Origin of the sequence: Microbacterium endophyticum (assembly GCF_011047135.1) — a bacterium.
In the GTDB taxonomy this organism is placed as follows: domain Bacteria; phylum Actinomycetota; class Actinomycetes; order Actinomycetales; family Microbacteriaceae; genus Microbacterium; species Microbacterium endophyticum.
Genome location: NZ_CP049255.1, coordinates 493,313 through 505,720, shown reverse-complemented (window position 1 = coordinate 505,720; position 12,408 = coordinate 493,313). Strand labels below are relative to the sequence as shown.

Sequence of the window (12,408 nt, the reverse complement as noted above, 5' to 3'; positions counted from 1 at the left end):
ATGGCACACGTCTGGCGCGGAGTTCTTCGCGAATATGCTGACCGATTGGGCGTTACCGACACTTCGACAGTGGTGTCACTCGGAGAGGGCGGCACGCCCCTCATTCATGCCGCTGTGCTTTCGCAGCGCACCGGCGCCGATGTCTGGGTGAAGTTCGAGGGCATGAACCCCACGGGTTCGTTCAAAGACCGCGGCATGACGGTTGCACTTTCGCGTGCCGTGGAGCACGGCGCGAAGGCAGTTATCTGCGCCTCTACAGGCAACACGTCGGCGTCCGCTGCGGCCTACGCTGCCCACGCGGGCATCACCGCAGCAGTGCTCGTGCCCGAGGGCAAGATCGCAATGGGCAAGCTCAGTCAGGCCGTCGCCCACAACGGTCGACTCATCCAGATTCGCGGCAACTTCGATGACTGTCTCGAGATCGCGCGCGAGCTCGCCGACAACTACCCCGTGCACCTCGTCAACTCGGTTAACCCCGACCGTATTGAGGGCCAGAAGACCGCGGCGTACGAAGTTGTCGAGCAGCTCGGAGATGCCCCCGATTTCCACTTCATCCCGGTCGGCAACGCTGGCAACTACACGGCGTATTCACGCGGCTACCGCGAAGAGTACGAGCGTGGCGTTTCGACCCGCATCCCGCGGATGTTCGGCTTCCAGGCTGAGGGCTCCGCGCCACTCGTGCGCGGCGAAGTCGTCAAGCACCCCGAAACGATTGCCAGCGCGATCCGTATCGGAAACCCGGCATCGTGGGAGCTCGCCTTGCAAGCACGCGACGCTACGGATGGCTGGTTCGGCGCGATTGACGACGAGCGCATCCTCGCAGCGCAGAAGCTCCTCGCTTCGACCGCGGGCGTTTTCGTCGAGCCCGCGTCCGCAATCAGCGTCGCGGGCCTCCTCGATCGTGCTGAAGCCGGCAAGATCCCCGCTGGTTCGAAGGTTGTGCTGACGGTGACCGGTCACGGACTGAAGGACCCGCAGTGGGCACTTCGCCAGCCAGATGGCAGCGACGTCACCCCCACGGTCGTCGACGCAACCACCAGCGAAGTTGCTTCGGTGCTCGCCCTTACGCGTGAGCCCGCTCCGGGGACCTCCGCGTGACAACCGGGCGCCGCGTCGCGGTGCGGGTTCCCGCTACCAGCGCGAACCTCGGCCCGGGATTCGACACTCTCGGTCTTGCAGTCAGTGTGTATGACGAGCTCGTCGTCACCGAACTCGACACTGAACGTGTCGAAGTCGAGGTCGAGGGGGAGGGGGCACAAGACGTGCCCCGCGACGCGTCGCATCTCGTCGTCCGCGCTATGGCGCATGCCTTCGAAAGCGTGGGCGTGCGGATGCCGGGGGTACGGCTTGAGGCGAAGAACGTTATTCCGCACGGGCGCGGCCTCGGCTCAAGCGGCGCGGCCGTCGTCTCCGGTCTGCTCGCGGCGAAAGGTCTACTCGAAGGCACCGTCGAACTCGGCCCCGAGATGCTCCTGCGGCTCGCAACCGAGATCGAAGGGCATCCGGACAACGTTGCTCCCGCGCTCTTCGGCGGGCTCACGATCGCGTGGGTCGACGAAACCGGTCCGCAGCACAAAAAGTTACTCGTGCACCGCGGCGTTTCGCCGCTGGTCTTCGTGCCTGAATTCACGATGTCGACAGCTGTAGCGCGCAGCTTGCAGCCTTTGCAGGTGTCGCGCGAAGACGCCGTCTTTAACGTGTCGCGGTCTGCGCTCTTGATCGCAGCTCTCACGCAGAGTCCGGAACTTCTGCTCGCGGCAACGGAAGACAAACTTCACCAGAGCTACCGCGCAGCCGCTATTCCTGAGACCGACCGTCTGGTGCGCACGCTCCGCGCCGAAGGCTTCGCGGCCGTCGTTTCCGGGGCCGGGCCCAGCGTTCTCGTACTCGCGGACGGACCAGGCCGACGACTCGAAGCTGCCAAGCTTGCGGCATCCGTCGTAGACACTCCGTGGGAAGCGCTCATGCTTGCCGTCGACTTCAAGGGTGGTACAGTGAGGGACGCGGAGGGTGCCACGTTTGACGCGTGAATCTGGCCTCCGTCGCAAATCTGCGAAACCCGCACAACCCTGCAGCCGGACCCTGAGCATCTCAGGTATCTGAGAACGCTCCGGCCCTACCTGTCTCAGGGAAAGCGCCTGTCTATGGCGGCGTCCCGTGCGGTTCTTAACCACTACACGTTTGACAAGGGAGAACTCGTGGAGTCCATCTCCGAGATCCACACCGTCGATTCGAACGCTGAAGAGCGTCCCGAAACGACCGAAGCTGCCACTGGCAGCACCACCACTCAAGATGCCGCATCCGGCGCGAGTGCCGAAGCCGTGACGAGCGAATCAGCACCGGTCAAGGTGCCACGCAAGCGCGCGCCGCGTCGTGCGAAGAGCGCAGATGTTGCAGCTGACGCCGCAACTGCTGATGCTGCGTCGCCAGAGGCTGCCGTAGCGCCGAGCGCGAGCGAAAGCGTGACTGCGGATGCCGCCGAAGCACTAGAGGCAACCGATTCGACGACTGTCGAATCGGTTGAGCCCGTTGCGAAGGCGCCGAAGGCTGCTCCGAAGCGTCGTCGTCCGACCAAGGCCGAGAAGGTGAAGGCCGAAGCTGAAGAAGCCGCGGCTAACGCCGACATTGTGACTGCGGATACCGACAACACCGCTGCCGACAGCGGCGATACCGAGGGCGCGGGCAACAACGACTCAAAGGCTGACGTGGCTCCGGCCGCGAACGAGTCCGCTGAGACATCGGCGCCTGCCGCCACCTCGGACGAGGCATCCGCTTCGTCCGACGCTCCGAGCGAAACCAGCGGCACGAAGACCAACAGTGGACGCGCGGCGACTGCTCGTGAACGCGCCGCCGCTCGCCGTGAAAAGGCGGCTGCTGAAAACGACAGCAATTCCTCACATACCGAGAACGCTCCGCAGCAGAACGAGAACAACTCGCAGAAGAGCGAGAACAACTCGCAGAAGAGCGAGAACAACTCGCAGAAGAGCGAGAATAACTCGGCAAGCAGCAACGACGACAACCGTTCGGATCAGAACGATCAGAACGAGGGTGGCGAGAGCACGGGTCGTGGACGCAACCGCAACCGCAACCGTAACCGCAACCGCAATGGTCAAAACCAGAACGGGCCGAGCGACAACGCTGCACCCTCTGCTGCTGCTGAAGACGATCAGTCTCAGGGCAACGGTCGTGGGCGTCAGCGCAACAAGCGCCGCGGCCAGAACGATGATGAGTTCGAGAGCGAGATCGGCGAGGATGACGTGCTCATCCCCATCGCTGGCATCCTCGATGTCCTCGACAACTACGCGTTCGTTCGTACGACGGGATACCTTCCCGGACCGAGCGACGTCTACGTCTCGCTGGGGCAGGTCAAGAAGTACAACCTGCGCAAGGGAGACGCCGTTGTCGGTGCCATCAAGCAGCCCCGCGAGAACGAGCAGTCGAGCCGCCAGAAGTACAACGCGCTCGTCAAGGTCGACTCGATCAACGGTCTGTCCACCGAGGATGCCGCGACTCGCGTTGAATTCGGTGACCTCACCCCGCTGTACCCCCAGGAGCGTCTGCGCCTGGAGACAGCACCCGAAAAGCTGACACAGCGCATGATCGACCTCGTGGCTCCCATCGGCAAGGGCCAGCGCGGCTTGATCGTTGCGCCCCCGAAGGCCGGTAAGACCATCGTTCTCCAGCAGATTGCTGATGCAATCGCGAAGAACAACCCCGAGGTCCACCTCATGGTTGTTCTGGTTGACGAGCGTCCCGAAGAAGTCACCGACATGCAGCGAAGCGTTCGCGGCGAGGTCGTGGCATCCACCTTCGATCGTCCCGCCGAAGATCACACCACGGTCGCTGAACTCGCCATCGAGCGTGCGAAGCGACTGGTTGAGCTCGGTCGCGATGTCGTCGTTCTGCTGGATTCGATCACTCGACTCGGCCGCGCCTACAACGTCTCGGCACCGACCAGTGGTCGTGTGCTCAGCGGCGGTGTGGACGCTGCAGCTCTCTACCCGCCGAAGCGTTTCTTCGGTGCGGCACGCAACATCGAAAACGGCGGCTCGCTCACGATTCTGGCCACGGCGCTCGTTGAGACCGGATCCAAAATGGACGACGTCATCTTCGAAGAGTTCAAGGGCACCGGCAACAGCGAACTGCGACTGTCACGCCAGCTCGCCGACAAGCGGATCTTCCCCGCAGTGGATGTGAATGCATCCAGCACGCGTCGCGAAGAGATGCTGTTGTCGGCTGACGAAGTGAAGATCACTTGGAAGCTTCGCCGCGCGTTGGCGGGGCTCGACCAGCAGCAGGCTCTCGAGGTCGTCCTGGGCAAGCTCAAAGAGACACAGTCCAACGTCGAGTTCCTCGTGCAGATGCAGAAGTCAATGCCGGCTCCGGTCGCTGGTGGTTCATCGCACAGCCACGAGAACAGCATCCGCTAACGCGGGAGTCCTGTGTTCGAATCAGTTCAGTCCCTCATCGACGAGCACAAAGCCGTCCAAGAGGAGCTTTCCGACCCCGCAGTTCACGCTGACGCTGGGCGAGCCAAGCGGGTCAATCGGCGTTACGCCGAGTTGTCACGCATTGTGCACGCGCACGACGAGTGGCAATCGACATCCGAGGATCTCGATGCCGCGCGTGAGCTTGCGAAAGAGGACGAAGCTTTTGCTGCGGAGGTGCCGGGGCTCGAAGAGCGCCTCGCCCAGACGCAGGAGAAGCTGCGGCGATTGCTGATTCCACGCGACCCCGACGATGCGCGCGATGTGATTATGGAGATCAAAGGTGGCGAAGGCGGCGCGGAAAGCGCCCTCTTCGCCGCCGATCTGCTGCGCATGTATCTGCAGTACGCCGCTTCCAAGGGGTGGAAGACCGAGATGCTCGAGCGCACCGAAAGCGACCTTGGCGGTTACAAAGACGTCCAGGTGGCTATCAAGGGATCGTCGACCGACCCGTCGCAGGGGGTATGGGCGCACCTCAAATATGAGGGTGGCGTGCATCGAGTGCAGCGTGTTCCGGCGACCGAGTCTCAGGGACGCATTCACACGTCGACCACCGGAGTTCTTGTATTCCCCGAGGTGGATGAGCCCGAAGAAGTTGCCATCAGCGGCAACGACCTGAAGATCGATGTGTTCCGCTCCTCGGGACCGGGCGGACAGTCGGTCAACACAACCGACTCCGCGGTGCGCATCACACACCTCCCGACCGGTATCGTCGTTTCGATGCAGAACGAGAAGTCGCAGCTGCAGAACCGGGAAGCGGGTATGCGAGTGCTGCGCGCACGGCTGCTCGCTCGGCAACAAGAAGAACGGGATGCCGTCGCCTCCGACGCGCGCAAGTCTCAAATTCGCGGCATGGATCGCTCCGAGCGAATTCGCACCTACAACTTTCCCGAGAACCGCATTGCTGATCACCGCACCGGCTACAAGTCGTACAACCTCGATCAGGTGATGGACGGCGCTCTTGAGCCCGTAATCGCGTCATGCATTGCAGCTGATGAAGAAGAGCGCCTCGCGGCGATCGGCAGCGACGAGTCCTAACAACCGAGCCGTAACCTGATATCAGAGCCAGACGCTATTGTCTGGGGTGTGGTTACCTTCCTGATTCGTTCGGTCATCTTCATCGCGTCTGCCGCGGTGGGCTTGATCGCCGCGGACCTCATCCTGCCCGGGTTCACCATCGACTGGCGCAACTGGTGGCCGCTCGTCTTGTGCGTGTTGATTTTCGCTGTGCTCCAGAGCGTGCTTGCGCCGTGGATTGCAGGTGTCGCGAGACGCAACGCTCCCGCGCTTCTCGGCGGTATCGGAATCATCTCAACGTTGGTCTCGTTGATTATCGTCATCGTCTTGCCCATCGGTGGACTCGAGATCGGTGAGCCGTACCTTCTCACCTGGATTCTTGCCCCGGTGATTGTGTGGGTCGTCACGGCGATTGCGACGCTGGTTCTTCCGCTGCTTCTGCTGCGCGACGCCGTCAAAGACGGCGAACGCCACGAAAAGAAGAAGGCACGCAAGCGCTGACGAGGCTTGCAGTTACCAGCCTGGTGGATGCCGCAGGACGCCACGCTGTTGCTCTAGACGCGCTGCGGCTGCAAGGATGTCGCGCTCTCCGCCTGGCCTACCGATGAGCTGGACACTCACCGGGTGCCCCGCGGCATCCGTGGTCAGCGGAAGCACCAGTGCGGGTAAGCCTGCAACATTGACGAAGCTGCTGTAGGGCGCATATCGCACCTGTTGCGCAAAGTTTCGCTCAGCATTCACCGGGTCGTACCAGCCGACCGGTCGCGGCGACTGAGCGAGCGCAGGGGTCAGGACGACATCATAAGGCGCAAAGCTTGCGGCGGTGTCTTGCTCGAAGCGGGTCGCGGCGGCTAGCGCGTCGAGCAAAGCTACTGCGCCGAGAGCGCGCCCTTCGCGAACGAGCCATGCAGTGATCGGCTCGACGTTTAAGAGATCATCGTCGGATAGCGGAATGCGGGCGGCGCTTGCGCGCCAGAGAGTCCGAAACATCTCCGCGTAGCCGCGCGGGTGCCACGACAGCTCGCTGACGGCATCCCCGCAGTTCGTGAATAATTCGGCTGCCGCTTGAACTGCCGAGCTGGCAGCGGCATCGAGCACGATCTCTTCGTCATCATCCCAGGGCGATACTGTCGTCACCCCGATGCGGAGCATCTTGGCACGTGACACTGGGCTGGTTGCTGTTGAAAAGGGCGCGCCATCGTTCGCGCGCGTGGCATAGCGGTACACACCGAAGCTTGTCATGGCGTCGAGAAAGTATGCGGCGTCGTCGACGCTACGAGCGATCGGACCTGTGACGACGAGTCCACCAGGGCCGTCAAAGCCCGAACCGAGCGCAAGTCGTCCGCGGGATGGCTTGAGACCGACCACTCCTACTGTTGCCGCTGGAATGCGGATCGAGCCGCCACCGTCGGAAGCTGGCGCGAAAGGCAGGAGCCCCGCGGCCACGGCCACCGCGGCGCCTCCGCTCGAGCCGCCGGCACCATTCTCTGGATTCCACGGGTCCCGTGCGGGGAAAGACAGCTCGGGCTCGGTATAACCGGTCAAACCGAACTCAGGAGTGTTGGTCTTACCAAGGCTCACAGCGTCCGCATCGTCGAGCGCGAGAGCCAAGGGGTCTGAGCTCTCGGGCACGTAGTTGGCGCGCGACTTCGATCCATATCTCGTTCGTACTCCACGGCGCGCGACCAGGTCTTTGTCGGCGAGCGGCATGCCCCACAGTGCGCCCACCGATGTTTCGGCAGCTCTCGCCGCTTCGAGCCCTTCGGCTCGTTGGCGAGCGGAATCAGCCGTGATCTCCGTGAACACGCCGAGAGTGTTTTCGCTACGTTCGATGCGAGCGAGATAGTGCGCTGTGACGTCGGACGGTCGGAGGGACCCGGCCCTCATCGCTGCGCCGAGCTCGCGGGCAGAAAGCTCGTGCAGCTGCGTCATGCGGGTAGTCACCTCAGATGTGATATTCCGGCGTCATAAGGAGAGCCCGGTTGTCGTCGGAGTCGCGCCGCGCTCGAGCACGAGCCGGCACACCTACGAGAATCGACCTCGCCGGGGCATCCTTTGTGACGACGGCATTCGCGCCAATGACGGATCCGGCACCGATGGTGATCGGCCCGAGAACCTTCGCGCCCGCGCCGACCGCGACACCGTCGTGCAGGGTGGGATGCCGTTTGCCGCCATTGCGCTGCCGACCGCCGAGCGTCACGCCGTGGTAGAGCATCACGTCGTTACCGACTTCAGCTGTTTCGCCGACGACAACGCCCATGCCGTGGTCGATGAAGAATCGTCTACCGATCGTTGCGCCAGGGTGAATCTCGATGCCGGTGAGCCAGCGCATCAGCTGCGAGCCAGCGCGCGCGAGAAAACGAGCCCCACGTTTCCACAGCCAGTGGTTGACGCGATGCGCCCAGATTGCGTGCAGCCCGGGGTACATGAGCGCGATTTCGAGATTGCTGCGCGCAGCGGGGTCCCTCAGTTTCGCGGCAGCAATGTCTTCACGGACGTGGACCCATACCGCCATCGTCAGTCTTCTTTGAGGTCTGCGTACAGCGGGGTCGACAGGTAGCGCTCTCCGAAGGAAGGGATGATCACGACGATGTTCTTGCCTGCGGCCTCGGGACGGGCTGCGACCTGCAGTGCTGCCCACACCGCCGCGCCGCTGGAGATTCCGACCAGGATGCCATCTTTCGTTCCCACATCTCGGGCCGTCGAGATCGCATCGTCGAACTCGACGTCGATGACCTCGTCGATGATGTCCTGATCGAGAATCTCGGGCACGAAGTTCGGGCCAATGCCCTGAATCTTGTGAGGGCCGGGGGTGCCCTTTGTGAGGAGGGGTGAGTCGGCGGGCTCGACAGCGATGACCTTGACCCCGGGGACGCGCTCTTTCAGTACCTGTCCGACACCCGTGATCGTGCCGCCTGTTCCGATCCCGGCGACGAAGTAGTCCACCTGGCCATCGGTGTCACGGAGGATTTCCTCCGCCGTTGTGGCGCGGTGGATTGCGGGGTTCGCCTCGTTGGCGAACTGCTTGGCCAACACTGCGCCGGGGGTTTCGGCCGCGATCTCTTCGGCCCGTGAGACAGCGCCCTTCATTCCGAGGGAAGGCTCAGTCAGGACCAGCTCTGCGCCATATGCCTTGAGGAGCATTTTGCGCTCATGGGACATCGATGAAGGCATCGTCAGAATGACGCGGTAGCCGCGAGCCGCACCGACCATCGCCAGCGCGATACCGGTGTTGCCGCTTGTGCCTTCGACGATCGTGCCACCGGGCTGTAGCGCCCCGGATGCCTCGGCTGCGTTGACGATCGCGACACCGAGACGGTCTTTCACGCTCGAAGCCGGGTTGTAAAACTCGAGCTTGGCAACAATGTTGCCTTCAACGTCTTCGGCGACGCGATTGAGTCGTACCAGGGGAGTATTGCCAAATGCTGTCGTGATGTCGGAGTGAATGCCTGACATGCCATGCCTTTCGCGGGGAAGTCTCAACGGTCCACCAGCCTAGGCGAGCAATCCAGGGTCATCGCCGAATATGACGAATCCACCCGGTTAGGCTTGACGCCGATCATGACCGATTCTCCCGATACTCCGCCTCTTTCCTTCTCTCTCGCCGCGATCGTGCGTGGCGCGTCCGAAACTCTCCAGAATGCGGGCGTCACCGATCCCCAGGTAGACGCTGAGCTTCTGGCCGCGCATGTGCTCGAAACGTCTCGCGGCGGTCTGCAGTCGGCCATGATCCGCGGGGTAGATATTGATTCCGCGCGACGGGCCTTATTCGCCGATGCGATTGAGCGTCGAGCACGACGCGAGCCGCTGCAGCACATCACAGGGGTTGCGCCGTTTCGGCAGGTGGAACTCGCTGTGGGCCCGGGAGTCTTCGTGCCGCGACCCGAGACGGAGCTGCTGGCACAGATCGCGATTGACGGGTTGCAGTCATCCGCATCGCCGGCGCCCATCGGTGTCGACCTCGGTACCGGCTCCGGTGCAGTCGCGATTTCAATGGCGACTGAGGTACCCCACTCGCGCGTTTTCGCCGCCGAAAACTCTGTCGACGCTTTCATCTGGGCGCGACAGAATGCGGCACGGCTTGCAGGCGACAATCTCCGTCTCGCTTTCATCGATCTCGAAAACGCCTTTCCCGAACTCGACGGAACGGTGAGCGTTGTGGCATCCAACCCGCCCTACGTTCCGGACGGGGCGATCCCGCGAGACGCGGAGGTGCGGCGCTACGACCCCCCGCAGGCGCTCTATGGTGGGCCTGACGGTCTTGATGTCGTGCGTATCTTGAGTGCTGTCGGGATGAGGCTCGCTCATCCGGGCGGAATGATCGCCATCGAGCATGGGGAATGGCAAGGCCCTGAGGTGCGATCGATCTTGGCGGATGCCGGGTGGCGCGCCACAGCGACGCATCCTGACCTCACTCTTCGTGACCGGGTGACAACAGGGCTGCGTCCCTGAGCGAAGAAGCATCTTGCCGCCGGTAGACTGTGGCAGTCATGTCATCACTCTTCGACTGCCGTGACGACGCCCAGCTGTTAGCCGGAATGCGTCGGGCGCGACAAGCCATCGCTCGCGGCGAGCTCATCGTCGTGCCGACGGACACTGTTTATGGCGTCGCCGCCGATGCTTTCAGCCCAGCTGCCGTCGCGCGGCTGTTGGCGGCGAAGGGCCGCGGGCGCCAGTCACCGCCGCCCGTGCTCGTACCCGGCATCAACACGCTTCGTGCTTTGGCCTCCGAAGTGCCTGAGGCGGTAGAGCGACTCGTTGAAGAGTTCTGGCCGGGCGGGCTAACGATCGTGCTTCCTGCGCAACCATCGCTGTCCTGGGACCTCGGAGACACCCACGGCACGGTTGCGGTGCGGATGCCTGCGCACCCGATGGTGCTGGAACTTCTTGAAGAGACCGGCCCGTTGGCGGTGTCCAGCGCGAACCTCACAGGAAAGGCCGCGGCAATCGAAGCCGTGGATGCCGAGAGGATGCTCGGCGACAGCGTCGAGGTCTATTTGGACGACGGTGCTTCTTCGACCGGAATTCCCTCCACGATCATCGATGCAACCGGCCTGGCCCACGGCGCGGACCGCAAAGTAAGAGTGCTTCGCGACGGAGCTGTCGACCGTGATGCCCTCCGACGTGTTCTCGGAGACCTGCTCGAGGCCGACCCGGGAACGGAAGACGCCGAATCCGACCGCGAGCAGGGCGACGATGCCCAGGCAGCGGGCGGCGGCGCGTGAAGCAATATCTGCTGATCACGATCGTCACGGCCCTCGTGACACTCTTTTTTTCTTGGGCTGTGTGGCGACTGAGCCTGCGCTACAAGCTCTATCCCGCGATCCGTGAGCGTGACGTTCACAAAACGCCGACGCCACGGCTCGGGGGAGTGGCGATGTTCCTCGGTGTTGTTGTCGCCTTCGCCGTCTCGTCCCAACAAGAGTTTTTTGCCATCGTCTGGGGGCACCCGCAGCAGGTGCTGGCTATCCTCGCTGCGACACTCGTGATCGTGCTCATCGGTGTCGCTGATGACCTCTGGGATCTTGACTGGATGATCAAACTCGGCGCGCAATTTCTTGCGGCGGGAATCATCGTCTGGTTCGGCGAGCTGCAGATCTCGTCGCTTCCCATCGGCGGGATGACTGTCGGTTCAAGCTGGATGAGTCTGATCTTGACCATGTTCGCCATCGTCGTGGTGATGAACGCCGTCAACTTCATAGACGGTCTCGACGGGCTCGTCGCGGGGGTCTGCCTCATCGCGAACGGTATCTTCTTCGCGTACTCCTACATTCTGGTGCGCGACACTGGCGCGAGCACATACTTCAACCTGGCTTCGCTCATTGCGGTTGTTCTCGTGGGGGCGTGCCTCGGATTCCTGCCGTTGAACTGGAGTCCGGCGAAGATGTTCATGGGCGATTCCGGCGCTCTCATGCTGGGCCTGCTCATGGCTACGAGCGCCATCGCGATCACCGGTCAGATTGAGCCCTCAATGCTTGACCCGGACCAGTTCGGTCGTTCGCAGCTACTGGGTGCCTTCATCCCGATTCTTCTGCCGATTGTGGTGGTGCTGTTGCCGCTGCTCGATTTCGGCCTCGCCGTCATTCGCCGAATTCGCGCTGGCAAGTCTCCGTTCTCGCCGGACCGGAAGCACCTTCACCACCGAATGCTCGATATGGGGCACTCCGACCGGGATGCCGTGCTCATTTTCTATGCATGGACCGCCATCGTCGGTATCGCTGTGCTGTTGATGTACATCGCTACGAAACTCGACTGGTACGGCGAGTATTGGATCGGCGTCGCCTTTGGCGTCGTCGGTGTTGCCGCCTGCCTGGTTGTCACGCTTCTACCCGCCCGCCGCTCGAGCGCTCATACGCGTACACAGACGACGAAAGAAACCTCATGACTTTTGAAGCCGATGCCTCCCGTTCTGTGACAAGCGCTCCGCTGCTGCGTGCCACCCTGGTGTGGTCAAGCGCCGTAGCGGTGTTGCTCGCTGTGATAGCGGGCATCGTCGGGTTCGCTGTTTCGGGCACCGACGGAATGTGGAGCGGCCTTGTCGGGGTGGTGGTTGCCACAGTCTTCCTCGGTATTACGGGTCTCAGCATCCTCATCTCCAACCGCTGGTTCGGAGACCCGCTGTACGTCCCGATCTTCTTCGCGATAGTGCTGGGTGGCTGGATTCTCAAGCTCGTGATCTTCATCGTCGCGCTCGTCATCCTGCGCGGGCAGGCCTGGGTCGATCCGACGGTTTTCTTCGTCACTCTCGTTGTGAGCGTGATTGCGGCACTCGCCGTTGACGTCGTAACTCTCGTGCGTATGCGCGTCCCGCGCGTGAACGTTTCGCTCCCCACATCTGCCGATGAGGGTGAGAAGACAGATTGAGGTCACCAAGCGCCACTCAGACGCCCTGAGTTTGATAGGC

At 62.7% G+C, this 12,408-nt stretch carries 12 protein-coding genes; 9 read left to right on the top strand and 3 right to left on the bottom strand.

Annotation, left to right across the window (positions count from 1 at the left end; all coding sequences use genetic code 11):
- From thrC to G6N83_RS02410, 5 genes are all read left to right on the top strand, one after another.
- The gene (thrC, locus tag G6N83_RS02430) at window positions 1-1,098 is read left to right on the top strand and encodes a threonine synthase (protein WP_165138944.1); all 1,098 of its coding nucleotides are present in this window, start codon (window positions 1-3) and stop codon (window positions 1,096-1,098) included.
- Window positions 1,095-2,030 (top strand): homoserine kinase, encoded by a 936-nt coding sequence (gene thrB / locus G6N83_RS02425; RefSeq protein WP_165138942.1) that lies wholly within the window; start codon window positions 1,095-1,097, stop codon window positions 2,028-2,030. The genes thrC and thrB overlap by 4 nt, the downstream gene beginning before the upstream one ends.
- A 168-nt stretch (window positions 2,031-2,198) precedes the next feature.
- Complete coding sequence (gene rho / locus G6N83_RS02420) at window positions 2,199-4,430, top strand: transcription termination factor Rho (RefSeq protein ID WP_241246255.1); 2,232 nt, start codon at window positions 2,199-2,201, stop codon at window positions 4,428-4,430.
- A 12-nt stretch (window positions 4,431-4,442) separates the two neighbouring features.
- A complete protein-coding gene (gene prfA / locus G6N83_RS02415) occupies window positions 4,443-5,525 on the top strand; it encodes a peptide chain release factor 1 (RefSeq protein ID WP_165138940.1) in 1,083 nt (360 codons plus the stop codon).
- A 48-nt stretch (window positions 5,526-5,573) separates the two neighbouring features.
- The gene (locus tag G6N83_RS02410) at window positions 5,574-6,005 is read left to right on the top strand and encodes a hypothetical protein (protein ID WP_165138938.1); all 432 of its coding nucleotides are present in this window, start codon (window positions 5,574-5,576) and stop codon (window positions 6,003-6,005) included.
- A gap of 12 nt (window positions 6,006-6,017) precedes the next feature.
- Here G6N83_RS02410 and G6N83_RS02405 read toward each other — a convergent pair whose 3' ends face one another.
- Genes G6N83_RS02405 through cysK form a run of 3 tightly spaced genes read right to left on the bottom strand, consistent with a single transcriptional unit; the run spans window position 6,018 to window position 8,960 of the window.
- Window positions 6,018-7,436 (bottom strand): amidase, encoded by a 1,419-nt coding sequence (locus tag G6N83_RS02405; protein ID WP_165138936.1) that lies wholly within the window; start codon window positions 7,434-7,436, stop codon window positions 6,018-6,020.
- A gap of 13 nt (window positions 7,437-7,449) precedes the next feature.
- Entirely contained in the window at window positions 7,450-8,019 is a 570-nt protein-coding gene (epsC, locus tag G6N83_RS02400; RefSeq protein ID WP_165138934.1) for a serine O-acetyltransferase EpsC, read from the bottom strand.
- A 2-nt stretch (window positions 8,020-8,021) separates the two neighbouring features.
- Window positions 8,022-8,960: a cysteine synthase A gene (gene cysK, locus G6N83_RS02395; RefSeq protein ID WP_165138932.1), complete on the bottom strand. Its 939-nt coding sequence runs from the start codon at window positions 8,958-8,960 to the stop codon at window positions 8,022-8,024.
- Between the two features lie 105 nt (window positions 8,961-9,065).
- Here cysK and prmC point away from each other — a divergent pair, with 105 nt between their 5' ends.
- Genes prmC through G6N83_RS02375 form a run of 4 tightly spaced genes read left to right on the top strand, consistent with a single transcriptional unit; the run spans window position 9,066 to window position 12,368 of the window.
- Window positions 9,066-9,956 carry a peptide chain release factor N(5)-glutamine methyltransferase gene (gene prmC, locus G6N83_RS02390; protein ID WP_165138930.1) on the top strand — a complete coding sequence of 297 codons (891 nt, stop codon included), beginning with the start codon at window positions 9,066-9,068 and terminating at the stop codon, window positions 9,954-9,956.
- Window positions 9,957-9,994: 38 nt separating this feature from the next.
- Window positions 9,995-10,729, top strand: a complete 735-nt coding sequence (locus tag G6N83_RS02385; protein WP_165138928.1) for an L-threonylcarbamoyladenylate synthase — start codon at window positions 9,995-9,997, stop codon at window positions 10,727-10,729.
- The gene (locus G6N83_RS02380) at window positions 10,726-11,889 is read left to right on the top strand and encodes an MraY family glycosyltransferase (protein WP_165138926.1); all 1,164 of its coding nucleotides are present in this window, start codon (window positions 10,726-10,728) and stop codon (window positions 11,887-11,889) included. The genes G6N83_RS02385 and G6N83_RS02380 overlap by 4 nt, the downstream gene beginning before the upstream one ends.
- A complete protein-coding gene (locus tag G6N83_RS02375; RefSeq protein ID WP_165138924.1) occupies window positions 11,886-12,368 on the top strand; it encodes a Cg1360 family ATP-synthase-associated protein in 483 nt (160 codons plus the stop codon). Before G6N83_RS02380 ends, G6N83_RS02375 begins: the two co-directional genes overlap by 4 nt.
- The last annotated feature ends 40 nt before the right edge of the window (window positions 12,369-12,408 follow it).

Coding starts and splice junctions, on each gene's coding strand:
- G6N83_RS02385 (WP_165138928.1), top strand. CDS start 9,995: ATGTCATCACTCTTCGACTGCCGTGACGACGCCCAGCTGTTAGCCGGA.
- prmC (WP_165138930.1), top strand. CDS start 9,066: ATGACCGATTCTCCCGATACTCCGCCTCTTTCCTTCTCTCTCGCCGCG.
- G6N83_RS02375 (WP_165138924.1), top strand. CDS start 11,886: ATGACTTTTGAAGCCGATGCCTCCCGTTCTGTGACAAGCGCTCCGCTG.
- G6N83_RS02405 (WP_165138936.1), bottom strand. CDS start 7,436: ATGACGCAGCTGCACGAGCTTTCTGCCCGCGAGCTCGGCGCAGCGATG.
- cysK (WP_165138932.1), bottom strand. CDS start 8,960: ATGTCAGGCATTCACTCCGACATCACGACAGCATTTGGCAATACTCCC.
- epsC (WP_165138934.1), bottom strand. CDS start 8,019: ATGGCGGTATGGGTCCACGTCCGTGAAGACATTGCTGCCGCGAAACTG.
- thrC (WP_165138944.1), top strand. CDS start 1: ATGGCACACGTCTGGCGCGGAGTTCTTCGCGAATATGCTGACCGATTG.